This window comes from Leptolyngbya sp. NIES-2104 (assembly GCF_001485215.1).
Classification (GTDB): domain Bacteria; phylum Cyanobacteriota; class Cyanobacteriia; order Leptolyngbyales; family Leptolyngbyaceae; genus Leptolyngbya.
Map to the genome: position 1 here is coordinate 1970950 of NZ_BBWW01000001.1, position 25913 is coordinate 1996862.

Here is a 25913-nt window from a genome sequence, read left to right on the forward strand (position 1 = left end):
CTATAGCTAACAGTCCTGAAGGGACTTCGCACCGCTCTTCCCCGAATTCCATTCCGGGGCGAATGAGCAACGAAGCGCGGGAATCCACCGAAGTTAGATTAATCAATAGATTCAGCCTGATGAGATTCCACCAATTCAACCACGATCGCAATTACCGCATCCGGATCAATCGGCTTGGAAATATGCCGCTGAAATCCAGCGTCTAAGGCTTGTTGTCGATCGCTATCTCCCGCATAGGCAGTTAACGCGATCGCTGGAATGTCCCGATGCTTCGAGTTGCGAATCGTCTGAATCAACGCATAGCCATCCATCTCAGGCATTCCGATATCACTCAGAACAATATCGGGCGGCGACTGTTCGATCGCACTAATTGCTTGCAAGGCAGAATCAACCGAAGTCACGATCGCGCCATTCGTTTGCAGTAAGAAACTGAGATAGTCTCGTGTGTCATTGTCATCATCGATCACTAATGCCCGAATTCCGCTTAAACTTGCTGCTCCGATGATCGTTGGCGAAGCTGCGGAGGGTGACACATTGGAAATGCTCGATCGCATCACAGGTAAACGAACCGTGAAAGTCGCGCCCTGTCCTTCTCCACCGCTCTCGGCTGCGATCGTGCCTCCGTGAAGTTCCACAATTTGACGCGCGATCGCAAGTCCCAATCCTAAACCCCCAAATTTCCGCGTCGTCGAACTATCTTCCTGTCTGAAATATTCAAATAGATAGGGCAAAAATTCAGAGCGAACGCCTTTTCCTGTATCTGTGATTTGGACTTGTATTTGATGTCCGACTTGTGCCAAATCAATCGTGACTTCTCCCTGTTCTGGCGTGAATTTCACTGCATTTGAGAGCAGATTCCAAAAGACCTGTTGCAATCGTCCTGCATCTCCAAACACAAAATAATCATCGCGATCGCACTTCAAGGTCACAGCAATCTGTTTTGCTTCCGCTGCAAGTCGAATCGTTTCTGTAGCCGATGAAATCACCGTGGCAACATTCGCAGCTTCGCGATTAAGCGAAAGTTTGCCGCGCATAATGCGAGAAATATCGAGCAAATCTTCGATCAGTTGAGCTTGCAGTTTGGCGTTTCGCTCGATCGTCTTTAATGCTTCCGCTGTTCTCGCAGCATCTAAGCGCCCAGCTTGTAATAATCTGATCCAACCTAGAATCGGATTCAGCGGGGTTCTCAACTCATGCGATAGAACGGCGAGAAATTCATCTTTGATCCGGTTTGCTTTTTCGGCTTGTTCGCGAGCGACTTGCTCTTGTTCGAGAAGACGATCGCGCTCTCGCTCGAATTGCACCCGATCGGTAATATCGTTCGAGATTCCAATCAAGCCAATCACTTCGCCTGCTTCATTGCGATAAGGCACTTTTGTCCCTAAATACGTCCGAATTCCATCCGGCGATTCTTCGACGATCTCGGTTTGTCCGGTTTCCATAATTCGCTGATCGTTTTCTGCCACGATAATGTTCGTTTCAGAAGAATCGATCTCACGATCGAAAAACCCAATCACTTCGGATTCGGACTTTCCAAACGCTGCTAACGTTGCCGGATTCGCATAGATAATTCGCCCCTCCCGGTTTTTAACAAAGATCGGGGTCGGAGTCGATACATTAATCACATTGAGAATGGCATTCTTTTGGCGGAGTTCTTCTTCGGTGCGTTTACGATCGCTAATGTCTCGAAACAAGATAGCAACCTTGTGCTTCTCTGGTTTTTCAAACGAAAACGCATACACATCAAACCAGCGATTCATCTCCTTCGCTGCATTCTCATATCGAACAGATTGCCGAGTGCGAACGACTTCGCCATATAGTTCAGCCCAATAGCTTTCGATCTCTGGAACTAGCTCACGAATCGTTTTTCCGATCGGATCTTTGATTCCGGTTTGTTGTTCAAACTGAGGATTGACTTCTAAAAATCGATAGTCAACAGCTTTCCCAGCTTCGTCAAACAACACTTCGATCACACAGAAGCCTTCATCGATCGAATCAAACAGCGATCGATACCGTTCCTCAGAGCGTTTCAGCGCTTCATTTGCTTCTCTACGTTCTGCTTCTCGCTGTTTCAATTCGGTGATTTCTTGCACCACCACATTTACACCCAAAACGCGATCGTCTTCGCCTTTGAGCGGATAATAGCTCGATAGCCAAGTTCGCAAAATTCCGGGCTGTGCTGGATTCGTCCCGCTCACTTCCAAATTCAGAATAGGTTCACCCGAATCAATCACCTGCTGATAAATTGGTTCGATTTGATCAGCAAGCTCTGGCAACAATTCGCGCACTGTTCGCCCGATATGGTGTTCAACCGAAGCACCATTGATTTCTGCTAATTGTTGATTGATCCGAACATACCGCAACTTAGTATCGTTAAAGCACAATCCCACTGGAGCTGTCGTATAAATCGCTTCGATTTCTGCTCTTCGACGTTTTGAAGTCTGTTGCTGTTGAAGAATTTCGGCTTGTTCTACTTTTTGTGCGGTGATGTCTTGGAAATAAACGGCAAGCCCTGACTCGATCGGGTAAGCTCGAACTGAAAACCAGGCACTCAACGGCGGGTAAAACGACTCTATGTTAATCGTTACCTGTTGAGCGACTGCCCTTTGATATTCTTGACCAAAGATACTGTCATAAGCTTCTGGGAAGCATTCCCAAATACTTTTTCCAATCAGCTCCTCTTTGGTGCGGTTTAGAACTCGTGTGGCTTGAGAATTGACGTAAGAAAAGTGCCAGTCTTGATCGACCGAAAAGAACGCATCCGAAATACTTTCAAGAATGTCGAGAACCTGCGGAGAGGGTTGGCGATCAAGCGGAATGAGTCCAAATCGCTGCCGAACATTGCGGATGAAATTGGAAAAAACGGATCGCGATCGGAACGTCATGTTGAAGACAGTCACAGTACGGCTCAGGATAGATATATCACCAAATTTGATTGCCCCTGGTCGCTCCTAAGACAGATTTTCATGCCAGCCCTAAAACAGAAAAGCGATCGAATTTAATTCGATCGCTCCCAAATTTATTTCTAATCGTAACTATAGACTCTTCACCTTTGCACTCATCGGCGCAACCAGGATTTCTTGAAGAATCGATCGTAGCTCCTCACGCCGTTGATAGCTATCCAAGCGATGCAACACTTGACCCCCTTCAAACAGCAGCACGGTGGGCAGGGTTTGAATCCGATACCGACTTGCCAGCTTTAAATTGTCATCTGCGTTAATGCCTACGAGCTTTAATCGATCTCCATACTCTTTGAGGAGTAAATTCAACGATGGCTCAATCAGCCGACAGATGCCACACCAAGGTGCCCAGAAATGCACAAGAACCGGGGTCGTCGATTCAAGAACTTCTTGCTTAAACGCCCCTTCGTTAATTCCTGCTTGCATAGTTCTCCAAAATTATTAATTGTCTTTTACTAAGGCTTGGGATCATGCTACCAGGGTACGCTCCCAGATGCACGAATTACAATAGGGTGAAGCCACCAAAACAACAGCGTAAATGCCCCCACCCCAAGGTAGGCAGGACGTAAAAATTCTTTGAGTTCTAGCGTCTGTTTGCCTTCGGCGATCGCCGCAAATGGAACGATCGAGGTTCTCGCTTTTACGGCTTCAAACGCCTCGCCAAACCGCAGAGTCAACCGTCGATCGCCGTTCCACACCCCAAAGAAGTGATGCAAAATCAGCCCGATCGAAGTGACAACCATAAAACTTGTCCCGATCCATACTGTATGAGCAAGACACCAAATAATTTGTCCGACCATTTGCGGATGTCGTGTAATCCGAATAATTCCAGTCTCGTACAAATGCACTTGCGGTTTTTGCACTGCTGCTATCTCTAGCAGATTGAATGTTGCCGGGTAGAGAAACAGAAACGAAATTGCCGACAGTATCCAGACAAATTCCGACACGCCTGGAACACCCTGAACGTTCCAAAGCTGTAACCCGTCATACCGGTGATTAAAGAAATAAATCAGCATCGGAACCGCAATCCCCAAACTAACGAGCGCAAAAACAACTCGATACAGCCTTGCCCCGATTCGTTTTTCTGCTGCCATTCGCAACGATGCCAGCCCACTATGCGCGATCGCGAACCCCATCAGCCACCCAAACATAATGAAATGGCTCGGAGTCAACCAGTCAAAACCCATACCTTACTAACTCTGAAGACTAGATCTAGCTTACAAGTTTGCGGCACGAATCGACTCAAGGCTGAGCGTGTAAAGCCTGCCCTGTCCCTGATGCCAAGTCGCGATCGCTAATCCATCTTCTCCATAACCCGCGATCGCACAAGGGTGGAGCGGAATGTCTGATCGTCCAATTTGCTGCCCTTCGTAATCGAGTGCAATCAATTGATTTTCATTGCAGACCACGACACCCCAAGAGAAGGCAGTGACAAATTTCGGAGAAAGGGCGATCGCAATCTGAATCAGTCGATAAGGTTTGAGGTGAATCAGCAAGATTGATCGTGCCTGATCAATTCCAACTAAGCAAAACGGTTTAGGGGTGGAAAAAACTTGCTTCAGTTGAACAGGCAAATTCAGTGTGCCAAGCACCTGTCCGCGACGGTTAAAGAGATCGATTCGGGTTGCGCGATCGACTTTAGAAATGAGTGCAACGTGTCGGGAACTCATTGCCACGATCGCAATTAATTCTCCTAAAGTAGATTCACAAAGCGTTGGATGCTGCACCAATTTTGGCTGTGGAAGTCTCCAGAAGCTCAAGAGTGTTGCTGCATTACGGCTTCCAAGGGTTGCCACTGCCATCCAGCATCCATTCGGTGCGATCGCGATTCGAGCAGGTTGATGAAATCGAGTTAATAACTGCGGGGCTAGTTCTGAAAGTTTGTAAATTGATCGCGTTGTCAGGGCAAAACAGGTCTGTGAGCGCACCACGAATTCCTGAATTGGCTCTGAAAGGGTCATGAGCGGTGATGCTTTTCCGTCCCGTCGATCGAAAAAGCCCATCGGATACGATCGCTCAGTGACGTTCTGACTATGACCGAGAAAAACACTCATCGATCGACGCAGGTAGCGATCGTATTCGGGAGCTGGCGTTGTATCCATGATGCCGATTTGCTCGACAGGGTAAAGCGATCGTTCTTCTCGCAGCACGATCGAGGCGTGAACTTTCGGCGCGATCGCTAACGGTTCTGGCAAAAATTCCGATCGATCATGTACTGCTAACAAAAGCGCTTCTCTCATCTGAGCCGCAGAGTGAAACCTTCGCGCCTTCAACTTCTCAAGCGCTTTCAAAATCACATCCTGAATCGGAGTCGGAATATGAGTCGGAACGGTTACAGGCTGATTGAGATGCGCCGCTCTCAATTCCGCTGGCAATCCTGAAAACGGACGATACCCGACCAGCAATTCAAACAGCAGAATTCCTACTGCATATAAATCGGTTGAATGTGAGTACTGTCCATAAAACCGTTCTGGAGCCATATACGCAGGCGAGCCAGTTAAATTTGCGGGTTCAGGCGAAATGTCTTGACTTAACCGCGAAATCCCAAAATCGGAAATTCTCGCTGTCCATCCTTGGGCGCTCAAACTCAGCAAAATATTTTCTGGCTTGATGTCGCAATGCACGACCCCTTGACTGTGCGCGTGTTCCAATCCTGCCAGCACATCACAGACCAATCTCACACTTAGAGCAAGATGCAAACGCTGATGATTTTCCATCAACTGTCTGAGCGTTCCACCTTCGCAATAATCCATCACGAGAAAGCGCTTTCCGTGTAAATGTTCGATCGCTTGACACATCACAATATTGGGATGCTGAAGCGTCACCAGAAAGCGCAATTCTCGTAAAAACTGATTTGTCGGGAGTGCGGCTCGATCGAGCGCTTTAAGCGCAACAAATTCACCTGTTTGACGATCGAGCGCACAGTAGACGCGCCCAAATTGCCCTCGACCAACTAATCCCAGAATCCGATAGTTTGAGCGTTTAATTTCAGAACCGATCAGGGTAGACACATCCGTCATTCACCCCGCACTAAACAAATAACCGAGGCAAAATCGATTCATGGTCAAGCTGTTTTTCGACCAAAACTTCCGCAGCTTCCAACCGTTTCTGTACGCCAATCACAAACAAGTTGCTTTCGGCTCCCATCGATTCACAGCGCGTTTGCATACAGTGAAGTTCTCGCCCTGCAAGCTGACTAAACACTGAGGTGAAAATGCCCGCTTCTAGATGACAAGAAGGCAGAGTCGCATCGATCGCTAATCGAGCAAACGGCGAATGATGCGTTTCCACGATGAGAAATCCTCGATCGTGATACGTCTGATCCAAACTCAATTTACCTAGCCCGCAAGTAATCCAGCACTGTTTCAAAGCTTGGAGAAAGTCCGCCATCTGCATTTCAACCAGTGGTGTTCCATAATAATCGCTAACTTCATCTCGGAAGCGACTAAAGAAACTCTTGCCCCACCAGCGACCGCAGTTAAACAAAACAAGGCGAGAAGCCTGACCTGTCTCCTTATTCAAACCCGCGTAAATCGCTTGAATCAGCGTTTCAGGCAGAGACAGTAATCGATCACCCCGACGACTTTCGAGCAAGCCCATTTCCAAATCGCCCCGCACATACACATCGCTGGCGTAATAGTTCGCGGGAAGCCGATCGTGAATCAATAAATCGCTAACAGAAATCATAATCCTAGAAAATTCCTGCGACAGTGAGCATTTCTTCTTCCTCTTGGGCTGGAATCACCGTTTCAACCAAATTAAAGAACGGTTCTAATAGCGCCATTTGCTGAGCATTGAGAGACAGACGGAGTTGCTGTTTGATTAATCCGAAGAAGGCAGCATCCGCACTCTGAGTTTGATGAAGCTCGATCGAGTCTTTCAGCCAGTTCAAAAGGCGCTTCTGCACAAAGTTGTGATCATTCAACAACATCGCTATGCCGCAATGCCGCAAGGTCAGCATTCCGTTTTTCACGCTGCGTTCTAGTACAGCGGTTTCAATTCCGGGCATATCTAGCTGGAATTGATCAGCGGCTTGCTGGATCAGTTCGATTTCTCGATCGCGCAGTACCCGATATGCGCTCATGCGTTCTGCGATCGAGGCAACATACTGCCCGATCTCTTGGAGTTCTTCGGGTTTGAGGTAGCGGTTTTCGGCTTCGTCAAAAATGCCGTCGATGGAAAATTGCATAAGCGGGTTAAGGGAATTTAGAACAAATCAGAAAAATCAGTCAAAGTAAAGCCGTCATCGGGTTCTGGTGTGGGTGCTTCTTCGACGACAGGCATGGGAGTCATTGCAGTGCCATCCCAATTCACAGCAGCGAAAAATTGACGAACTCGCAAATCAAAAGAGAGTTCGGTGAAAGACTCGGTTGCGGCTGCCTGTTCGAGGCGTTGAACTTCTGAAGCCGCGATCGCTGCAACAGGTTTATCTTCCCAATTGCAATTCGCGAAAAAAGACTGAACCGCGGAATGAAGCCAATTCTGAGTATCTTCGGGGGCAAGTGTCGAGATCATTTGAGTTCTCCTGCTTTGAGCCGTTTTTCGATGTCTCGTGCCGTTGCGCCTTCATTCAACCAAAACGATGCCGCATCAATTCTTTCCTGTCCGCCCAGGAGAAATTTACAGTAAGTTTCTCCCATCGAGTAGCACTGAATTTCAATGCAGCTAAGCTGTTTTTTCACGAGTTCAGTGAAGAATCCAGCAAACAGTCCAGCGTATAAGAAACAAACTGGTTTACCAACATCGCCTAATGTCCGAGCGACAGCAGAATCGAAAATATTGATGAACATGAAACCTTGTTTACGATCGCCTAAATCGACTTCCCAGCGACCCCAGCCTTGAGCCGTAAACGACCACCACCAAGTTTCGAGCAGAAACATCAGATTGGTTTGACGCATGGGTCGATCGTATTCTTTCTCAAACCAGTTCTCAAAGAAAAAAGCGTCTTTCTGTCCCCATTCACAGCCGATCGTGTACATCGTGGCGGCGGACGCATCTCCGACTTCTTCTTCGAGTCCTTCGACCAATCCAATGATGAAATCTTCGGAAGTCAGAATGTTTTGACTATTATTCCAATCGACGATCGTGCCTTTGTCTGGATCGAATTGGTAGAAGTCTCGGAATCCGTAATGGTTATGTTTCTTCGGATTCTTCAGTTTTGCAGAGGTTTGGTGAGAAAGTGTAAACGCCATAAATTTTGCCGGGGGAATCGATCGAGTAAAACAAAGTGAAGCGACAACGGGTGCGCTGATTGGTTTCAGTGTGCCCAGATTGGAAATTTGGATTTAGAGGAGGTTTGAGAAGTAATCGTTTATCGCATCACCCGCCCCGGAATGGAATTCGGGGCTAATCGAACAAAGTCCACTAAAGGGGACTGAAGAACACTCGAAGTGGCTGTTTTAGTCCCCGGAGGGGGACTTCGCACCGTTAGCCCCGAATTCTATTCCGGGGCGAGTCAGCGCAAGGAATGACACGCTCTAAATTAGACCGTTCCCAGCATTCGACGATTCACTTCTAAGATCGGCAAAATCAAATTCGCTTCACTCGTAGTGAGCATCTGTTTAATCACGTCTTGCATTACGGTGTAAGTAACTCCGCAGCTTTTTTGAGCATTAAACGCCCGCATGATCGTTTGGAACCAAAATAGAAACCGCTCCCGCAACAATTCTGGATCGTCAATCAACATCGCCGCCGCAGAATAGCGCAACACTCGCAACGTATCGCGCTTCCATTTATTCGTTAAATCCTCGTTGCCTTGACGGAATAACGTTGGATCGATCGCTCTCATTTTGGCTTGCACCTGCTGAATGATCATCATTTCGCAGGTTTGCAATTTCTGGTAAGTCTGGACGCGCAACTCATACGATCGAGCATAGTCCGCTAAAAAACGAAGCTCTTCATCGGTGGCATAGCGTCCTTCGGTTTCTTGGGTTAACCGCTGGATCTGGCTCAACATAATGCTTTGGAATGAATTTACTTGAAGCGTTCCCGGATCTGACTGAATCTAAACCCCAGAAGAATTCAAAAAATAATTTGACATATTGAAACTCGTCGTGTCCTCGATTTTCTTCAGCATCGATCGAGTAATCAATTTTCCAGATTCGACTAGAACCTGTCCGTTGATTGGGTGCAATAGATCCTGTTCTGCTCTGCGCCCGATTAACGCCTCGATATCTTTGATCGAATTGATGTACATTCCCAGTGGCAGTTCCACAATCACGCCGCTACCGATCACTCTTGCTTGGCACGCTAAGCGGGAATTCGATTTACACGAGGTAATCACCTCTAACGTGCGCTGCTCTCGACGGTTAATCGGGGTGAGAGAATCCATCCCATCTTGGACGTAAACATGACAGGTCGCACACATCCCGCGCCCGCCGCATTCTTTAAGAACGTCTAAATCTTTGTTAATTAGAACTGAGAGAAGATTCCCCATTGTTTCGATCGCGCTTTCTTGGGCGATTGGTTCGAGGCGGACCGTTTTCACCATGCTTGTTAGGGCAATAAGAGGGCTTTTTGGGTGTCGGTGAGGGCGCTTTGCTCGACGAGTACCGCATAATCACGCACCGCTTGAGAACAACGGCGAATATATTGAGCGACCCAATGCCGAAATAATTCATGCTCTTGGGCGCTCACCGTTTGTTCTAACCCTGAGAGTTCCCCAATTAATGCAATTTGCCCCGATCGATTGACTTGAAATTGTTCCATCCACTCGGTTTCTGGACGACTCGACTTTAAATAGTTTGTAATGACCGCAACACCGAAATAATTTTTGGTAAATTCGCTTAACTGGTTGAACGCTTCGATTAAATCTTTTAATTTGGGTAACGGTGCAGTCGCTAACGCCTGAAATTGTTCGATCGTGATCGTCGGATTTTGCTCGGTCCAAGCCCTCAATCGTTGAAGTGCATCGACAAATGTTTCATCTATTCGAGAATCATCTTTAATGATCAGAACGATGAAATTTTTCGCGAATCGATGCAGCACAATTTGATTTTTAGAGAAGCGAAATTCTAACGTCTCGTATTCAGATGGAATGGTTTCAACAACTTGTAGAATGCCTTGAGTGAGCAATTCTGGTGGCCCCTGAACAAACGCAGGATTATGACTATAAAAAACTGGCTGAGACTGTCCACTCAATAGAGCGATCCCTACGATTCCTGGTACATTCAGAAAGTCCCGAATAACTTCCTGGTTCATCTTCTAATTCGCTCATCGTTTTGTACAATACTTGCCACGTCTATTATTCATGGAGATTGGTCTTAGTGCGATGCCTCTGGCGCACGCAAACGTGTTCGCGCAACGTCGTTTCAGGATTTCTTAATAATTGTTCACAGAATGTAGCTGGGTTCCCAGTTTAGAGTGGACGCAATCGATTTCCCGGTGTAATTTTCCTTAAGCTCCTCACACATTAGGCTTATCCGTATGTCTGACCTTCCTTTTACTCTCGATCAGTTACGTATTCTAAAAGCGATCGCGTCTGAAGGTAGCTTTAAACGGGCTGCTGATAGTTTATATGTGTCCCAGCCAGCGGTCAGTCTGCAAGTCCAAAATCTAGAACGGCAGCTTGATGTGCCATTGTTTGATCGGGGTGGAAGACGGGCGCAATTAACTGAGGCAGGTCATCTGCTTTTAAGTTATGGCGAGAAAATCCTCACCTTGTGTCAGGAAACAGTTCGTGCGATCGAGGATCTCCAAAATCTCCAAGGTGGCACCCTGATTATAGGAGCAAGTCAAACGACGGGAACGTATTTATTGCCCCGGATGATTGGCATGTTTCGCCAGCAGTATCCTGATGTGGCAGTTCAGCTACACGTCCATTCCACCCGGAGAACGTCGTGGAGCGTGGCGAACGGTCAGATCGATTTGGCGATTATTGGTGGCGAAATCTCTCCAGAGCTTCAGGATTCTCTTGAAATTATTCCCTACGCTGAGGATGAACTCGCTCTGATTCTGCCGCCGTCCCACGCACTGGCACGACTAGAAACGATTCAGAAAGATGATTTGTATCGATTGCAGTTCATCGCGCTCGATTCCCAGTCAACGATTCGGAAAGTGATCGATCAAGTACTCGGACGCTGTGGCATCGAAACTCGTCGGCTCAAGATTGAAATGGAACTGAACTCGATCGAAGCGATTAAAAACGCGGTTCAGTCCGGGTTGGGGGCTTCGTTTGTGTCGGTTTCTGCGATCGAGAAAGAATTACAGATGGGAATGCTGCACCGCGCTCGAATCGATGATGTCGTTGTGAAGCGCAATCTATCGGTGATTATTAATCCAACGCGATATCGATCGAAGGCGGCGGATGCGTTTTGTCGCGAGATCTTGCCGAAGTTTACGAATTTACCGCTGAAGTTTGAGCGACCGACTCCGGCTTATCCAGAACCTCAGAGCCTTAAAGCGATGCTGCAAGCGGCGAGTAATCGGGCAATTTCGGAATTGGAATAAATGCGCGATCGGGTTTCGGGAATTGCAAAAGGATTCGTAGGTGTTTGACAGATCCTTTCGCTTCGTTGCCCACCCGCCCCGGAATGGAATTCGGGGCTAACAGAACGAAGTCCACTGAAGGGGACTAAGAGCCAAGATCAGCATCTTCAGTCCTTTTCAAAGGATCTTCGCACCGTTAGACCCGAATTCTATTCTGGGGCGGACGTGAACGGAGCGAAGGCTTTTAAAGCGCTCCAAATTTATTGCGTTAGAAGTGGCTCATACCCTTTCTATCTCCTAAATCTGAGAACTATTAACGACGTGACATCGACATTACAACTTGCAGCACGTACCAGAAGAGTAATGCAACGGAAGCAAACAGCTCTAAGGACGCGGCGACGTGTTGATGAGTCGCGTAGTGGTGCATGACTTTTGAAGTGTCATACAAAATAGCGATCGACGCAAAAGCGACCATCACCACCGAGAAGATCAAACCGAGCGTAAAGCCGAAAATCACGCTACAAAGAATCAGACCGAGCGCGATAAATCCGCCGATCGTCAAGATGCCACCCAGAAACGAGAAATCTTTTTTCGTGGTAAATGCAACCGCTGTCAGTCCCGCAAACAGCAGTAAAGTCAAAATCCCAGCCGTCGGAATCACTGACGGGTCAGAGAAGACCGCTGCAATGTAAAGCAGTGGAGCAAAAATTAGTGCTTGTGCGACGACGTAGATTGCTAACCCAGTGTATTGAGTCTGAACCGAGTCCGCTTTGGCAGCTAGCGATCGAGCTAACCAGCCCAAAAGCGTAAACCCTCCAAGAATCGCCAGCCAGGTAAATCGACTGGATGCAACAAACCCAGTAATAGCTTCTGCAATTCCTGTGTAGAAGAGCAGAAATTCAATCACAATGAACGCGCCAACGGCTCCAGCCAAATGCAGATAAGTCTTTTGGATGAACTGGGCGCGTTCTGTCGGTCGAGATTGAGCAACAGTAAGCATAATCGTTTCCTAAATTGAACTTGAGCGATTAATCTCTCTTAGCGTAGCGAACTCTAATCAAAATCCGATGAGTACAAATGCGATTTCTATCAAATTGGGGACGCTTCATGAGCTTTGATCGATAAAGTTAAGAAATGAACACTTATGAATGTTTGAGTGCGATTGTCATCGAAATGTCACTGCATTTTCATATTCAAAAATTAGAGTGTATTTCTATTGATCTGTGTCATACAAATTTTGCTCAAAACCATCATGATTTCTGACAGCTTAAATTCGCGAAAGCGTTATGAGAAGCAACTTTCAGAGCGATGAAACATTTAGTAAATTGCAGAGTCAGAGATCCTCACTCTTTTGATTAAAAATGGTACGGTTATCACCCAAGAGAACCGCTATTCACTGCCTCGCAAACCCGTCATCATAGAAGAGTGATTAAGCCGTTTTCTTGTATTGTTTTGGATGATTCCATCATGTCTCGCCTTCTGTGCCACCCCAATCCACCCTTTCAGAGATTTAGCCAGAAAGTTCCGCGAGACTCTTTACTTTTGTTTGAGTCCGTCCTATTATTAAATTAAAGTCGATGTGACTTCGAGATAGGAACCCAACACATCCCTTGATCGTCAGGTTTATTATTCAGACCTTCACCTTACCCCCTTCAGTTCAGGTTGACCCTAATCCAGCGGGCATCGCTTTTCCAGAGATTGGTTCAAGTGCCCCTAAGTTTTCCGCTCTGAATCGATCGATTTTCGCCGCCCCCAATCGTTTTCATTTCACGGAGTTGACTGCACATGGCTACTGCCAACACCAAATCTAAATCCGCTCCCGCTTACAGCGCCGACATGGTGCGTACCTACCTGCATGAGATTGGTCGTGTGCCGATGCTGACCCACGAGCAGGAGATTCTTTACGGTAAGCAAGTCCAGCAGATGATGACGCTGGAAGAGAAGAAGCAGAAGCTTGCTAAGAAGCTCGGTCATGAGCCGACGCAGCAGGAGTTTTCTGAGCACGTTCATCTTAGTGATTCTGAGCTAAGTGGCATCTATCAGCGTGGTCGTCGCGCGAAGCAGAAGATGATCGAAGCGAATCTTCGCTTGGTTGTGTCGATCGCGAAGAAGTACCAGAAGCGCAATCTTGAGTTTTTGGATCTGATTCAAGAAGGCTCATTAGGCTTAGAACGTGGCGTTGAGAAGTTTGACCCGACTCGTGGGTATAAGTTCTCGACCTATGCTTACTGGTGGATTCGTCAGGCGATTACAAGAGCGATCGCTCAACAAGCCCGGACGATTCGCTTACCGATTCACATTACTGAGAAGCTCAATAAGATCAAGCGCGTTCAGCGTGAGTTGGCTCAAAAGCTCGGTCGGGCTGCGACTGCGGCTGAGATTGGTGCCGAGTTAGAGCTTGAGCCGGATCAGATTCGTGAGTTTCTCATGATGTCTCGTCAGCCTGTATCGCTCGATCTGCGGGTCGGAGATAATCAGGACACCGAGCTTCAGGAGTTGCTTGAAGATGATGGTCCTTCGCCGGATATGACCTTGACTCAGGATTTATTGCGGCAGGATCTCGAAACGTTGATGACTGATCTGACTCCGCAGCAGCGGGAAGTCTTGAGCTTGCGATATGGCTTGCGAGATGGGTATGAGTTGTCGCTGGCGAAAGTGGGCGATCGCTTAAATCTGAGCCGTGAGCGTGTTCGTCAGCTTGAGCGCCAAGCGTTGGATCATCTGCGTCGTCGCAAGGCGAATGTGCGCGAGTACATTGCCAGCTAGGTTTCGTTTCTCACATCAGTGTTAGGGACATCGATCGATGTCCCTTTTTTTGTGGGTTTGAAAGGTTCTTTTGCTTCGTTGCTGACTCGCCCCGGAATGGAATTCGGGGCTGACGGTGCGAAGTCCGCGCTCCGGGGACTGAAGATCAGTGATTGCAGAGTTTCTATCGTCTACCTTGCACGTTGCCTTCTGTGTATTCTTTGGTGTAAGTCATCACGCACATTTGACCGTAAACGGAATGACCACCACAGGCTGATCCGGTCAGGCGATAGTCAGGGTTTAACAAGGCTTTTCGGTGTCCTCGGTTTTTTACGCCATCATCAATGACTAATTGCATGACGTGCCATCTAGCAGTTGCGATCGGACTAAAGCTAATGTTTTCACCTGCGACCCCTTGCCAAGTTCCATATCGATTCATGCGCTGAAATGGATTACTGCCATCGGTTCCATAATGTCCCGTTTTGCCTTTGGGTGCGAGATCTAGGACATGATCGCGTGCTCCAAGCGATAAACCTGGTGAGATTGTTAGGGCTGGAAGTGGAGACGTGGCTTTGAGATCTCGAATTGCTTCATCGACAACCGCGACACCTTCTTGAGTTTCTAGAGCGAGATAGCCAGGAAGTCTTAGGATGTTGCCTTTGAAGTAGTGCCGAAGTTCTGCAAGTTCGGCGGCATAGGCTTGGGGATTTGAGCGGAGGCGATTGGTTTCGTTTACGATCGCAGTTTCAATCTCAACCGAGTTATTTGAGGCAGGCTTCGAGACGGGTTGAGACGCAGCTTTAAACGTAGGTTTGTTGAGAACGGATGCTTCAAAAGTGGGGGCGACTTGAGCAGGCGTACGCTGACTAAACATCAGGGTAGCAGTACTCAACAGAACAGCGATGAGCCGTTCAGGTTTTGTCACTCGGATCATTCAGTTCTCCTCAAAACAATGATCCCGTGAAGGATCAGTTGGACGCTGCTAGAGTGCCCAGATTGAGAAGAAAGATGATTAGGAATGCTTCTCTATGAGTCGCTTCAGAGGAACTTGACTAATGAGCGTTGCAGATAGAATCAATGCTGCACCGATAAAGCCTCGAATTCCTAGTGCTTCATGCAGCCAGAAGAACGAAAAGATACTGGCGAAAACAGGTTCTAATGTGTACAACAACGCAGCTTCAGAAGCACTGATCCAGCGTTGAGCTTGTGTTTGCGTCCAAATGGGAACAGCGGTAATGATTAGCCCCAAGTACAGCAAGATAGGGAGGTAAGGAATCGTTCCGGCAAAAGGAGCCTTGCCGTTGAAAACTGCCCAGATAATCCCTAACAGTGCTGCCACGGTAAGCTGAACGGCAACGAGCGGTAAAGTGGGATGTCTGGGCGTGATCGCTTCCATTGCCAGAATGTAGAATGCAATCCCGATCGAGCATCCCAAAGTCAGAAGATCCCCGATTCCGAATCCGCCGCCTTCCCAGGATAGGATTGTGATTCCAGCGATCGCGATTCCCACTGCTACTAGGATCTGCTTCGGTAACTTCCGTCCTAACATCGTGCCAAACAACGGAACCAAAATCACATTTAAGCTAATTAAAAAGGCAGAACGATTTGCAGAAATTGTCTCTAAGCCGATTAGAGCTAACAAACATTCGCCAAAGTAGAGGATGCCGAGAATTGCACCATCTCTGAGCAAGTTAGCATTGACCTGACGCAGATAAGGAGAAAATGCGATCGCAGCAATACTAAAGCGACTTGCCAAAATAATCGGTGTAGGCAAATCCCTTGACATCCCTTTGAGCAATGCAAAAGAAGTTCCCCAGATAGCAGTGGTCAGAATTAGTAGAAGAACACCTTGACTGTGTTGTGGCTTAGAAATCGCTCTCATAACAGTAACTCGATCGGTAAGTCTTCATGGTGCCGAATCGAAGATAGAAACCACAAACGATAACGTGAATCTCATGTATCAGTGCATTCGATAGATGTGTCGAGGATTTATTTTCTTTTTTTGCGACAATGCAAAGATGTGATTGGTGATCGATATGAGCTTAGATCGCTTGAGTCAACTCAAACTTTCACACCTGCGAATTTTCGCTGCGGTTGTGGAGTGTGGAAGTTTTAGTGAAGCTGCTCTACGACTTCAGTTATCGCAATCGGCAGTGAGTTATGCGATCGGCGTTTTAGAAACAGAATTGGGAGTCGTGTTACTGTCACGCGGACGATACGGAGCACATCCGACCCCTGTAGGCGAACAAATTGTCGATCGAGCGTGTCAAATTCTTCATCTGATCGACGACATGGCAAAGCAAGCGAATCTAGCAAAAGGCTTAGAGGGTGGTCATCTGCGGATTTCTTCGTTTCGGAGTGCGGCAACTCACATTCTGCCGGATGTGTTGGCGGAGTTTTGTCGGAGATATCCAGCGATCGCGATTACTTTAACTGAACATGACGATCGACCGGATGTAGAGGAAGATCTGTATAAAGGACGAGCAGAAATTGGAATTACTTATGCACCTGTGGGGTCAGATCTCAAAGCTTGGGAGATTATGCGCGATGAGTTTGTCGTCCTATTCCCGCCTGGATTTCAGCGTTCTGAGCCGACTTTAGACTGGAAGGAATTAACCTTGCATCCGTTGATTATGGCTCCAGAAAATGATGGGTGTGATGCGATGGTGTATGCTCATTGCGCGAACTATGGCATTACGCTACATGCGACTTATCAAGTGCGATCGGATGCCACGATCGTGAGTATGGTTTCAAAAGGGTTAGGGGCGGCAGTCAGCCCTCGATTAGCGGCAGAACCGATTCCAGCAGGCGTGAAAGTTTATAGTTTGCCAGTTCCATTGTTTCGAGTGATCAACATTGCGGTTGTTTCGGATGCGTTGTTGCCGCCAGCGGCGTTTGCATTTTTGGAACTGGTGAAGAAGGCAATGCGGAGTGATTAAGAGGGGATTGAAACGCATAGGAAGCCTTTTCGCTCCGATTCTGCCTCGCCCTGAAATGAACGAAAGCATTTCAACATCCTCTGAAACGTGTTGAATCGATCGAGGATTTTGCAGTACCGTTTCGATGGTGCTTGATGCTGGACTCATGAAACGATCGCTGTCTCGACAACTAAAATTTAGCTTTGGTTTTACGCTTTTACTCTTGCTGCTAAATGCGATCGCGTCTTATCGAAATATTCTCAAACTGGCAGAAAATGAACAAGCGGTCAGCCGAAGCAATCAAGCGATCGCGAATCTTGAAGCCACTCTCTCTACATTGAAAGATGCGGAGACTGGACAGCGTGGGTATCTTTTAACCGGACAAGAGCGATATTTAGAACCTTACAAAAGTGCGATCGCGTTAATCAATCAGCGGGTGCAAGCTTTAGAACAATCTGGAACTTTAGAACCGTCTCGAATTCAGAAGCTAGAACAATCGATCGCGAGGAAACTTGCAGAGTTAGATCAAACCATTCAAGTAAGAAGAACTCAGGGCTTGAATGCGGCTCTACAGATTGTGCAGCTTGATCGGGGTAAGCAAATCATGGATGAGATTCGAGAGCAAATTAGCGCGATCGAAGCTGAGAAATATCAACAACTCCAACAGCGAAGAAACGAATCACAACGAAGTTTAAATGCAACTTTGCTGACGTTTACCTTAGTCACAGGGACAAGTCTTGTTTTACTTGCTCTAGTGGCATCAGGATTCAAACGCTATGAGATCGAGCAGGATCAAGCAGAACAAACTTTACGAGAACGCGAAGGAAGACTTCAGCTATTTGTGAAATATGCGCCTGTGAGTTTAGCAATGTTCGATCGAGAACTGCACTATATTGCCGTGAGCCAGCGATGGATCGATGAATATCACTTAGAGTCGATCGAGTCCGTGTTGGGAAAGACACACTACGAACTGTTTCCGAATCTACCAGAACGTTGGAAATCAGCGCATCAAAAAGGACTGACCGGAGAAAGTGTGAAGTGTGATATCGATCAACATGTGCTACCCGATGGCACAGAACAATTTCTACGTTGGGAAGTGCAGCCTTGGCGGGATGCGGCAGGAACTGTCAGCGGCATTCTGATTTCTGTTGAAGATATCACTGCTCAGGAACAGATTGAAGCAGAATTGCGCGAAAGTGAGGAGCAGTTTAGAGCGACTTTCAATCAAGCAGCGGTTGGAATTGCTCATGTCTCTCCCACAGGCGCTTGGTTACGAACGAATCAAAAGCTGTGTGAAATCGTGGGTTATCCGTGCAGCGAACTACGGCATCTGACCTTTCAAGACATCACACACCCGGATGATTTAGACCTTGACTTAAAGTACGTGCGACAAATGCTGGCGGGCGAGATTCAGACGTATTCGATGGAAAAACGCTATATTCGCAAAGATCGATCGATGATTTGGATCAATCTTACGGTTGCATTAGTGCGCGAATCCGATGGCAGCCCGAAATACTTTATTTCTGTCGTTGAGGACATTAGCGATCGTAAAAAAGTCGAATTTGAGCTACAACACTTAAACGAATCTCTAGAACAACGCATCGAGCAACGCACCGAACAGCTTACTGAAATTAACCAAGAGCTAGAAGCATTTACCTACACGGTTTCTCATGATCTTCGTGCGCCGTTGCGAATCATGCAGGGTTTTTCTCAAGCACTTGAAGAAGATTACGGCGACCAGCTTGATGAAGTGGCGACCTCATACATTCAAAGTATTTCTGAAAGTGCTGTACAGATGGATGATCTCATTCATGATTTGTTGTCTTATAGTCGCTTGAGTCGAACTCAGATTGAACTGCGATCGACGGATTTACATGAAGCGATCGCGACTGCTCTCCAGCAATTAGATGCACTGATCTCAGAAAAACAGGCAGTGATTGAAGTTCCAGCAAGTTTGCCTGCTGTGATTGCTCATCGATCTACCTTAATCCAAGTGATTGTGAACTTAATTGGCAACGGAATTAAATTTGTTGAACCGGAAGTACAGCCGATTGTAAAAATCTTTGCTCAGATTGAGAAAAATTCGGTACGCTTATCGTTTGAAGACAATGGAATTGGCATCGCGGACAAATACCACGATCGTATCTTCGGGGTGTTTGAGCGGCTGCATGGGATTGAAGCATTTCCGGGCACGGCGATAGGACTCGCAATCGTTCGGAAGGGCATCGATCGCATGGGTGGCAAAGTCGGATTAGAGTCACAACTCGACCACGGTAGCCGCTTCTGGATTTCATTGCCAGTTGCTACACACAATGAATCGAATCATGACTCCGCTTCGCATTCTGCTTATTGATGACAATCCAGGCGATCGCGCTTTAGCCATTCGCGCCCTCCAACCTGCATTTCCATCGCTCCAAGTGATTGAAATTTTCGACCAAGGCAGCTTAAATCGTGCAATTCAAGCTAAAACCTTTGATGTCGTGGTCACTGACTTTCAGATTCGCTGGACAACTGGAATCGATGTATTGCTGGCGGTAAAAGAACGCGATCCGAACATTCCTGTGATTATGTTTACCGATACAGGCACCGAAGAAATCGCGGTTGAAGCGATGAAATTGGGGCTGAATGACTATATTTTGAAACGTGCCGATCGCTATACTCGACTTCCGGGTGCAGTGATTCGAGCGATCGACGATGCAAAAACTCACGCTGAACTAGACTATTATCGAAACATTCGTTTTGATGATTTGCAAAAGGTACTTTCAACGATCGAAGAAATTAGCTCACAGCTTCTTCAAGATCAATCTCGCCCTGCGTCTGATCAAACTGATTTACAACAGATTCACGATCAAGCTCGACAAGCAACCCAGCTATTGCAAGCCTTGATCGAACTGCCCACCGAATAATCTTGCGCTCTCAATGGACACTATCCCAGTTCTGCTTGTCGAAGATAATCCCAAAGATGTAGTTCTAATTCAACGCGCCTTTCGCAAAGCGCAAATTATGTCACCGTTGCAGGCGGTGAGTGATGGTGAAAAAGCGGTTTCTTATCTTGCGGGGGAAGCTCCTTATGACGATCGCGCTCAGTACCCGCTCCCTGGATTAATTTTGCTCGATTTGAAATTGCCACGTCGATCAGGAACTGAGGTTTTAGCTTGGTTGCGTCAACAGCCCGGATTGAAGCGAATTCCAGTCGTGATGTTGACCGCTTCGAGAGAAGATGTGGATGTGAATCGAAGCTACGATTTGGGCGCGAATGCTTACATGGTCAAGCCTGTGAGCTTTGATAACTTAGTGAGCATATTAGAAACTTTGAATGTGCACTGGTTAGTGTTGAATGAGAAACCGCAGATTTGTAAATTAGAGGATGTTTGAAAAGTCTTCGTTTATTGCCACAGCCCGCCCTGAAATGGAATTTCGGGCTAATCGACGAAAGTCCTTTGAAAAGGACTAAGAGACTGAAACTTGCTCCCAGTCTACTTCAGTAGACTTTCCACCATTAGCCCGAAATTCCATTTCAGGGCGGGTCTGAACGGAGCGAAGAAGGTTTAAAGCACGATCGAGGTGAATGTTAACGAACAGAGAAATTGCTTGACTCTGTTCTGAAAATCGATTAGTCTCTCAAGTTAAGCAAATCCAAAATTTGCGAGTCCGACCCAAGAGCTAAAACCGCCGCTGCCCAAAGTTGTTACCAGCAACAGTGAGCAGCTAACCATCCAAGACTGTAGCAAGCAGTCCGGGAGGCTAACGTAGGATGATACCATCTCTCGTCGCCACCTCGATTTTTCATGGATTGGGGTGGCTTTGGTTTTTGGGCTTTCCTTGTAGTGGAGAAAAGCCCAATGAATATGAATATTCAGGACTTTCTGGAGCGGTTTGAATCTGATCGCGACGGAGAGAAATTTCAGCACGTCTTGATTGGCTCGATCGAGGGAATTAAAGAGGTGCAGCGATCGTTGCATTCACTCAGATACACCAGGATCGATTTGTGGAGTCCAATCATTCCCATGCCCGGAACCAACTTGTATATGAGTGTGCTGACGCGGTATCGCACTTAGAAGATATTGGGGGGAAATTTATCGATCGACCCCCGAAAACGAACTGTCCAAATCACAATTGCAACTTTTATGTATGACGATACCTGCCGATATCTTGCCGAACATTTCTCAGCCGACTTTGCAAGTTGGCTCTTGGGCGAAGCAATTACACTAACTGAACTCAAACCTTCAGAACTTTCGCTTGATCCGATTCGTGCCGATGCGATGATTCTGCTTCAGTCTGAGGACTCGATTCTCCATCTCGAATTTCAAACACAACCAAACTCAGAAATTCCCTTTCGGATGTTGGATTACCGTGTCCGAGGGCATCGCCGCTATAAAACGAAACCGATGCGGCAAGTAGTGATCTATCTAAAGTCAACCGCCTCTGAACTGGTCTATGAAACCAGCTATTCGCTAGAGCATACTCACCATGAGTTTGAAGTGATTCGACTATGGGAGCTACCTGCATCAGTCTTTCTGCAATATCCAGGGCTTTTACCGTTTGCAGTACTTGGACAGAGCGACAATCCAGCAGAAATGTTGAGACAAGCCACACAAGCCGCTGACCAAATTGAGGAGCCGACGACACAAGCGAGTTTACTAGCAGCTTCCGCTATTCTCGCTGGGTTACGATTAGAAGAAGATGTAATTTATCAACTGGTACGGAGAGACATCATGCAAGAATCTGTAATTTACCGCTCCATCCAAAGAGAAACAGAAGCGAGAGCAAAACGAGAAATCGCCCTCAATTCGTTGCGAGAAGGCTTATCACTTGAGACGACTGCCCGTGTTACAGGATTATCGATCGAAGAAGTTCAACAACTCCAACAACAACTCACTGATCCTGCCCAAAGCTAACGCTGGAGGACAGTCGCGATCGTGTAAATCAATTTTTCTGGCTCGATCGGTTTTGCCAAATGCTCGTTGAATCCAATCTCTAACGCCTGTTCTCGATTGCGTTGGGTCGCATAAGCGGTCAGTGCGATCGCGGGAAGCTCTTCGGCAAATGCTCGAATGTGATGCAGCAAGGTAAAGCCATCCATGTCCTGCATTCCGATATCACTAATCAAAATATCAAACTGCGATCGCTGAAATTGCTCTAATGCAGCTTGAGCAGAAGAAACCGGAGTGACGATCGCGCCTTGTTGCTCAATGATAAAACTGAGAAACTGCAAGGTTGAAAGATCATCTTCTACGATCAACACTCGAACGCTTTGTAGACTTGGTTTTAGCATTTCCCGCATTGGAGCTTCACGGGAAGGTACATCTGGCATTAATGGTAGTTCGACAGTAAACGTTGCACCTTGTCCGATTCCTGCACTTTCAGCTTTGATCGTGCCGCCGTGTGCTTCAACTAATTGACGACAGAGCGATAGTCCTAAACCTAATCCGCCGAACTGACGAGTGATTGAACTATCTTCTTGACGAAAGCGATCGAAGACATGCGGTAAAAATTCTGACTTGATCCCTTGTCCGGTGTCGCTGATTTGAATTCGGGCAGAGCGATCGTGTTTCGATAAAGTGACCGTAATTCGACCTTCAACGGGCGTGAATTTGATCGCGTTGGATAATAGATTCCAAATAACTTGCTGGAGTCGTCCCGCATCGCCCATTACCGGGGAAAGTGCGCCATCTAGATTCGTTTCAATGCGGATCGATCGCGCCTCGGCTGCTAGTCGAACAGTTTCCAAGGCGGCAACAATCACTTCGAGCAATGAAACTGAAGCAAAATTTAGCGTCATCTTGCCGCGAACAATTCGAGCGAGATCGAGCAAATCATCAACGAGTTGAGCTTGACGTTTAGCGTTTTCTTCGATCGTTTCTAACGCTTGCTGCAATTTGTCTTGAGGGAGTTCTTGAGTTCTTAACACCCTTGACCAGCCTAGAATCGGTGTCAGTGGTGTTCTCAATTCGTGTGATAACGTGGCGAGAAACTCATCTTTCGATCGATTGGCGACTTCTGCGGCATCACGGGCGGATTGTTCTTGAGCCAGTAAGCGCTCGCGCTCTTTTTCTAAAAGCTTACGATCAGTAATGTTTCGCTGAATGGCGACATAGTGCGTAATTTTCTGCTGAGTGCTCCGAATCGGTGTGATGTTCCATTCCACATAAAACTCATTGCCATCTTTGTGATAGTTGATCGCTTCTCCGTGAAATGGATTGCCCTGAGCGATATTGCGTCTTAGAGCATCTAAAACGGCTCGTTCTGTATGTTTTCCTTGTAGCATTCGTGGACTTCTGCCTAAGACTTCTTCGGCAGCGTAGCCCGTCATTTCCGTGAACGCCGGATTCACGTAAACGATTTCAGGTCCGGGTGAATCGAGATGAGCATTCGTAATCACGATCGAGTCTCGTGATTGTTGTACGGCAGATAAAAGGAGTTGAATTGCTTCTTCAGCGACTTGCAAATCTCTTAGCGCTGTGGTCAGACGCTCTAAAGATTCAGTCAGCCGACTTTTTTGCTGGTGCGGCAACTGTTGTGCGTCTTGCTGCAATTCTTCGACCTGCCTCTGCACGTCTTGAATCTGCTCGATAAACTCGTCTCCATTCACGGGGATTACTTCACCTGTATGACTTCAGGTTTTATTGTCATTTGTTAATTTCAGAAAAACATTCCTACTAAGACGGATTCAACGCCATCCTGATTCTGTGCAAATTGCACTTAAAGGCTGATCCCAAGGGTCGATCGCGAATTCATCTACTACAGCAAAATCGAATAGAATTCCGATCGTCATTTTCCTCTGCCATTCGGGTTTGCTGAGCATTCGATCGTAGAATCCGCCTCCATATCCCAAGCGATACCCACGTCGATCGCACATCACACAAGGTACGAGAATTAAATCGACTTGAGCAGGATCAATCAGTGGACTGTTTGGATCAGGTTCTTGAATTCCAAATCTGCCCGATCGCAGTGTTCCAGGTTGCCAAACGTGCCAGATGAGATTCTTCTCCATACAGCGAGGCAATCCCCACACTTTCGGAATTGTCAGAAGTTCGTGTAAATCAGGTTCTTGGCGGAAGCTGCAATAAGATAGAACCGTTTTCGCAGACTGTAGCAACCGAGAAGCTTTGAGGTGCTGACAGAGTTGCTCACTCTTGGTCTTCCATTCCTCAAGACAGAGCGATCGACGTTTCTCAAGATAGAGGGTTCGCAAGTCTGATTTATACATTTTTACCGTTCATTACTAATTTCACTTTGCCGTATTTTCAGTGGATATGATTGCAAATAGATGTCGATCGCGGAACTTATTTTTATGAACGTGCTTGATCCTACCGTTCAGTTTCAGCATCTCCAAACTCAATTGCGCGATCGCTGGCGCAATGTTTCTGAGTTTGACACCAGTGAAGCCGATATTATCGTGATTCCATCGATTAGTATTGATCAGCGCGAGTTATTAAAAATCGAAGGCTTTTTACATTACGAAGAACGACTATTGTTTTCTCTGATTCGATTGCGAAATCCCAGAACTCGTGTGGTTTACGTGACTTCGCAGCCGATTCATCCGAGTGTGATCGATTACTATTTGCAATTGTTGCCGGGGATTCCATTTTCTCATGCTCGCGATCGCTTACTTTTGCTTTCAACTTACGATTCATCGCTGAAACCGCTGAGTCAAAAAATTCTGGATCGTCCGCGATTGATCGATCGCATTCGGCAGGCTGTGAATCCCGATCGCGCTTATATGATCTGCTACAACTCGACAAACGTTGAACGTGATCTATCGATTCAGTTAGACATTCCCTTATACGCCCTTGATCCCTCACTATTGAACTGGGGCACTAAAAGCGGCAGTCGGCAGATTTTTGCTGAAAGTGGAATTCCATTTCCAGATGGGAGTGAACTGGTTTGGAATCCGAAAGATTTGGCAGTCGTCACCGCTGAATTATGGGAGCGCAACCCCGATTTACAGCGAGTGGTGATCAAGCTCAATGAAGGTTTTTCTGGGGAAGGAAATGCACTGCTTGATTTACGAAACTTGCGCGAGTATCAGCCTGGAGTGGTGTCACATGAACAGCGCGTCATCAAAGTTTACGATCAGTTTGCTCATCTGAAATTTGAGGCGAAAAAAGAAACTTGGGAAAATTACAGCAGTCAGATTCCAGAGTTGGGCGCGATCGCAGAAGCATTCATCGAAGGTGAACATAAACTGTCTCCGAGCGCTCAAGGTCGAGTCACTCCAGGCGGTGAAGTTGAAATTCTCTCAACTCACGATCAGATTTTGGGCGGACCGAGTGGGCAAATCTATCTCGGTTGTCAGTTTCCAGCCGATGAATCATATCGGATGCAAATTCAGGATATGAGTATGCAGGTCGGTCGCGCATTGGCACAGAAAGGAGCACTAGAGCGATTTGCAGTCGATTTTGTCGCAGTCAAACGTGACGATCAGTGGGAATTTCATGCGATCGAGATTAACCTGAGAAAAGGCGGGACGACTCACCCATTCATGACGCTGAAATTTCTTACAAACGGACGCTATGACTTATCCAGCGGTTTGTTTTACAGCCAACACGGACGACCGAAATACTATATGGCAACGGATAATTTACAGAAACCCCAATACTGTGGGCTATTGCCAAATGATTTGATGGATATCATTGCTCACTATGGCTTGCACTTCGATACGAGTACAGAAACGGGAACGGTTTTTCATCTGATGGGATGCTTGTCTGAATTTGGCAAGTTGGGACTAACCAGCATTGGAAATTCACCGCAGCAAGCCGAAGATCTGTATCGTCGGGTGGTAAAAGCGATCGACGATGAAACTAAATCTTCTGAATGCGGTCATCTTTCCGCGATGCGATGGAATAGCGGCTACTGATTG

25 protein-coding genes are annotated in these 25913 nt (G+C 47.0%); 9 read left to right on the forward strand and 16 right to left on the reverse strand.

The genetic code is table 11. The annotated features are described in order from the left end of the window. Positions 1-98 precede the first annotated feature (98 nt). The 11 genes from NIES2104_RS09120 to NIES2104_RS09170 all read right to left on the reverse strand — a co-directional run bounded on the left by NIES2104_RS09120 (position 99) and on the right by NIES2104_RS09170 (position 10160). Complete coding sequence (locus NIES2104_RS09120; protein WP_058997815.1) at positions 99-2900, reverse strand: PAS domain-containing protein; 2802 nt, start codon at positions 2898-2900, stop codon at positions 99-101. Between the two features lie 135 nt (positions 2901-3035). Next, positions 3036-3386, reverse strand: coding sequence for a co-chaperone YbbN (locus tag NIES2104_RS09125; protein WP_058997817.1), 351 nt, complete (start codon positions 3384-3386; stop codon positions 3036-3038). A gap of 47 nt (positions 3387-3433) precedes the next feature. Further along, a complete protein-coding gene (locus tag NIES2104_RS09130) occupies positions 3434-4147 on the reverse strand; it encodes an NnrU family protein (RefSeq protein ID WP_058997820.1) in 714 nt (237 codons plus the stop codon). A gap of 30 nt (positions 4148-4177) precedes the next feature. After that, entirely contained in the window at positions 4178-5971 is a 1794-nt protein-coding gene (locus NIES2104_RS30590) for a serine/threonine-protein kinase (RefSeq protein ID WP_225895231.1), read from the reverse strand. A gap of 19 nt (positions 5972-5990) precedes the next feature. Then, entirely contained in the window at positions 5991-6647 is a 657-nt protein-coding gene (locus NIES2104_RS09140) for a V4R domain-containing protein (protein WP_058997822.1), read from the reverse strand. Between the two features lie 4 nt (positions 6648-6651). Continuing rightward, positions 6652-7149 (reverse strand): hypothetical protein, encoded by a 498-nt coding sequence (locus NIES2104_RS09145; RefSeq protein WP_058997825.1) that lies wholly within the window; start codon positions 7147-7149, stop codon positions 6652-6654. A gap of 17 nt (positions 7150-7166) precedes the next feature. Then, complete coding sequence (locus NIES2104_RS09150) at positions 7167-7475, reverse strand: hypothetical protein (protein WP_058997826.1); 309 nt, start codon at positions 7473-7475, stop codon at positions 7167-7169. Next, positions 7472-8152, reverse strand: coding sequence for a V4R domain-containing protein (locus tag NIES2104_RS09155; protein WP_058997828.1), 681 nt, complete (start codon positions 8150-8152; stop codon positions 7472-7474). The genes NIES2104_RS09150 and NIES2104_RS09155 overlap by 4 nt, the downstream gene beginning before the upstream one ends. Positions 8153-8442: 290 nt before the next feature. Continuing rightward, a complete protein-coding gene (locus NIES2104_RS09160) occupies positions 8443-8916 on the reverse strand; it encodes a phycobilisome protein (protein WP_058997830.1) in 474 nt (157 codons plus the stop codon). A gap of 48 nt (positions 8917-8964) precedes the next feature. Next, a complete protein-coding gene (locus NIES2104_RS09165) occupies positions 8965-9450 on the reverse strand; it encodes a 2Fe-2S iron-sulfur cluster-binding protein (RefSeq protein WP_058997832.1) in 486 nt (161 codons plus the stop codon). Between the two features lie 5 nt (positions 9451-9455). Beyond that, entirely contained in the window at positions 9456-10160 is a 705-nt protein-coding gene (locus NIES2104_RS09170) for a hypothetical protein (protein ID WP_058997834.1), read from the reverse strand. 225 nt (positions 10161-10385) lie between these two features. On the opposite strand from NIES2104_RS09170, the gene NIES2104_RS09175 reads away from it, so the two are divergent. Beyond that, positions 10386-11408, forward strand: coding sequence for a LysR family transcriptional regulator (locus NIES2104_RS09175; RefSeq protein WP_058997836.1), 1023 nt, complete (start codon positions 10386-10388; stop codon positions 11406-11408). A gap of 292 nt (positions 11409-11700) precedes the next feature. Here the strand turns inward: NIES2104_RS09175 and NIES2104_RS09180 are convergent, their stop codons facing one another. Then, a complete protein-coding gene (locus tag NIES2104_RS09180; protein WP_058997838.1) occupies positions 11701-12387 on the reverse strand; it encodes a Bax inhibitor-1 family protein in 687 nt (228 codons plus the stop codon). A 785-nt stretch (positions 12388-13172) separates the two neighbouring features. On the opposite strand from NIES2104_RS09180, the gene NIES2104_RS09185 reads away from it, so the two are divergent. After that, positions 13173-14153, forward strand: a complete 981-nt coding sequence (locus NIES2104_RS09185; RefSeq protein WP_058997840.1) for an RNA polymerase sigma factor, RpoD/SigA family — start codon at positions 13173-13175, stop codon at positions 14151-14153. Between the two features lie 163 nt (positions 14154-14316). On the opposite strand, the gene NIES2104_RS09190 is transcribed toward NIES2104_RS09185, so the two are convergent. After that, on the reverse strand, positions 14317-15066 hold the full coding sequence (locus NIES2104_RS09190) for a CAP domain-containing protein (protein ID WP_202815041.1): 750 nt from the start codon (positions 15064-15066) through the stop codon (positions 14317-14319). A gap of 78 nt (positions 15067-15144) precedes the next feature. Then, on the reverse strand, positions 15145-16014 hold the full coding sequence (locus tag NIES2104_RS09195) for a DMT family transporter (protein ID WP_058997841.1): 870 nt from the start codon (positions 16012-16014) through the stop codon (positions 15145-15147). Between the two features lie 154 nt (positions 16015-16168). Here NIES2104_RS09195 and NIES2104_RS09200 point away from each other — a divergent pair, with 154 nt between their 5' ends. The 6 genes from NIES2104_RS09200 (at position 16169) to NIES2104_RS09225 (ending at position 21948) form a co-directional block, all read left to right on the forward strand. Then, positions 16169-17071 (forward strand): LysR family transcriptional regulator, encoded by a 903-nt coding sequence (locus NIES2104_RS09200; RefSeq protein WP_058997843.1) that lies wholly within the window; start codon positions 16169-16171, stop codon positions 17069-17071. A gap of 124 nt (positions 17072-17195) precedes the next feature. Beyond that, on the forward strand, positions 17196-19403 hold the full coding sequence (locus tag NIES2104_RS09205; RefSeq protein ID WP_058997846.1) for a PAS domain S-box protein: 2208 nt from the start codon (positions 17196-17198) through the stop codon (positions 19401-19403). Further along, positions 19375-19956 carry a response regulator gene (locus NIES2104_RS09210; RefSeq protein ID WP_058997847.1) on the forward strand — a complete coding sequence of 194 codons (582 nt, stop codon included), beginning with the start codon at positions 19375-19377 and terminating at the stop codon, positions 19954-19956. Before NIES2104_RS09205 ends, NIES2104_RS09210 begins: the two co-directional genes overlap by 29 nt. 13 nt (positions 19957-19969) lie before the next feature. After that, positions 19970-20425, forward strand: a complete 456-nt coding sequence (locus tag NIES2104_RS09215; protein ID WP_058997850.1) for a response regulator — start codon at positions 19970-19972, stop codon at positions 20423-20425. A gap of 467 nt (positions 20426-20892) precedes the next feature. Then, complete coding sequence (locus NIES2104_RS09220) at positions 20893-21108, forward strand: hypothetical protein (RefSeq protein WP_156426906.1); 216 nt, start codon at positions 20893-20895, stop codon at positions 21106-21108. A 69-nt stretch (positions 21109-21177) separates the two neighbouring features. Then, positions 21178-21948 carry an Rpn family recombination-promoting nuclease/putative transposase gene (locus NIES2104_RS09225; RefSeq protein WP_058997855.1) on the forward strand — a complete coding sequence of 257 codons (771 nt, stop codon included), beginning with the start codon at positions 21178-21180 and terminating at the stop codon, positions 21946-21948. On the opposite strand, the gene NIES2104_RS09230 is transcribed toward NIES2104_RS09225, so the two are convergent. Further along, the gene (locus tag NIES2104_RS09230) at positions 21945-23642 is read right to left on the reverse strand and encodes an ATP-binding protein (protein WP_058997856.1); all 1698 of its coding nucleotides are present in this window, start codon (positions 23640-23642) and stop codon (positions 21945-21947) included. The two genes, NIES2104_RS09225 and NIES2104_RS09230, sit on opposite strands and share 4 nt — an antisense overlap. A gap of 78 nt (positions 23643-23720) precedes the next feature. Then, positions 23721-24260, reverse strand: a complete 540-nt coding sequence (locus NIES2104_RS09235; protein WP_058997858.1) for a 5-formyltetrahydrofolate cyclo-ligase — start codon at positions 24258-24260, stop codon at positions 23721-23723. A gap of 84 nt (positions 24261-24344) precedes the next feature. Here NIES2104_RS09235 and NIES2104_RS09240 point away from each other — a divergent pair, with 84 nt between their 5' ends. Further along, positions 24345-25910 carry a peptide ligase PGM1-related protein gene (locus tag NIES2104_RS09240; protein WP_202815042.1) on the forward strand — a complete coding sequence of 522 codons (1566 nt, stop codon included), beginning with the start codon at positions 24345-24347 and terminating at the stop codon, positions 25908-25910. The last annotated feature ends 3 nt before the right edge of the window (positions 25911-25913 follow it).

Excerpts from the sequence above, each read along its gene's own strand:
- NIES2104_RS09235 (WP_058997858.1), bottom strand. The coding sequence starts at position 24,260 with ATGTATAAATCAGACTTGCGAACCCTCTATCTTGAGAAACGTCGATCG.
- NIES2104_RS09160 (WP_058997830.1), bottom strand. The coding sequence starts at position 8,916 with ATGTTGAGCCAGATCCAGCGGTTAACCCAAGAAACCGAAGGACGCTAT.
- NIES2104_RS09125 (WP_058997817.1), bottom strand. The coding sequence starts at position 3,386 with ATGCAAGCAGGAATTAACGAAGGGGCGTTTAAGCAAGAAGTTCTTGAA.
- NIES2104_RS09180 (WP_058997838.1), bottom strand. The coding sequence starts at position 12,387 with ATGCTTACTGTTGCTCAATCTCGACCGACAGAACGCGCCCAGTTCATC.
- NIES2104_RS09200 (WP_058997843.1), top strand. The coding sequence starts at position 16,169 with ATGAGCTTAGATCGCTTGAGTCAACTCAAACTTTCACACCTGCGAATT.
- NIES2104_RS09145 (WP_058997825.1), bottom strand. The coding sequence starts at position 7,149 with ATGCAATTTTCCATCGACGGCATTTTTGACGAAGCCGAAAACCGCTAC.
- NIES2104_RS09190 (WP_202815041.1), bottom strand. The coding sequence starts at position 15,066 with ATGATCCGAGTGACAAAACCTGAACGGCTCATCGCTGTTCTGTTGAGT.
- NIES2104_RS09205 (WP_058997846.1), top strand. The coding sequence starts at position 17,196 with ATGGTGCTTGATGCTGGACTCATGAAACGATCGCTGTCTCGACAACTA.
- NIES2104_RS09225 (WP_058997855.1), top strand. The coding sequence starts at position 21,178 with ATGTATGACGATACCTGCCGATATCTTGCCGAACATTTCTCAGCCGAC.
- NIES2104_RS09195 (WP_058997841.1), bottom strand. The coding sequence starts at position 16,014 with ATGAGAGCGATTTCTAAGCCACAACACAGTCAAGGTGTTCTTCTACTA.
- NIES2104_RS09240 (WP_202815042.1), top strand. The coding sequence starts at position 24,345 with ATGAACGTGCTTGATCCTACCGTTCAGTTTCAGCATCTCCAAACTCAA.
- NIES2104_RS09170 (WP_058997834.1), bottom strand. The coding sequence starts at position 10,160 with ATGAACCAGGAAGTTATTCGGGACTTTCTGAATGTACCAGGAATCGTA.
- NIES2104_RS09175 (WP_058997836.1), top strand. The coding sequence starts at position 10,386 with ATGTCTGACCTTCCTTTTACTCTCGATCAGTTACGTATTCTAAAAGCG.
- NIES2104_RS09215 (WP_058997850.1), top strand. The coding sequence starts at position 19,970 with ATGGACACTATCCCAGTTCTGCTTGTCGAAGATAATCCCAAAGATGTA.
- NIES2104_RS09130 (WP_058997820.1), bottom strand. The coding sequence starts at position 4,147 with ATGGGTTTTGACTGGTTGACTCCGAGCCATTTCATTATGTTTGGGTGG.
- NIES2104_RS09185 (WP_058997840.1), top strand. The coding sequence starts at position 13,173 with ATGGCTACTGCCAACACCAAATCTAAATCCGCTCCCGCTTACAGCGCC.
- NIES2104_RS09140 (WP_058997822.1), bottom strand. The coding sequence starts at position 6,647 with ATGATTTCTGTTAGCGATTTATTGATTCACGATCGGCTTCCCGCGAAC.
- NIES2104_RS09210 (WP_058997847.1), top strand. The coding sequence starts at position 19,375 with ATGACTCCGCTTCGCATTCTGCTTATTGATGACAATCCAGGCGATCGC.
- NIES2104_RS09150 (WP_058997826.1), bottom strand. The coding sequence starts at position 7,475 with ATGATCTCGACACTTGCCCCCGAAGATACTCAGAATTGGCTTCATTCC.
- NIES2104_RS09155 (WP_058997828.1), bottom strand. The coding sequence starts at position 8,152 with ATGGCGTTTACACTTTCTCACCAAACCTCTGCAAAACTGAAGAATCCG.
- NIES2104_RS09220 (WP_156426906.1), top strand. The coding sequence starts at position 20,893 with ATGAATATGAATATTCAGGACTTTCTGGAGCGGTTTGAATCTGATCGC.
- NIES2104_RS09165 (WP_058997832.1), bottom strand. The coding sequence starts at position 9,450 with ATGGTGAAAACGGTCCGCCTCGAACCAATCGCCCAAGAAAGCGCGATC.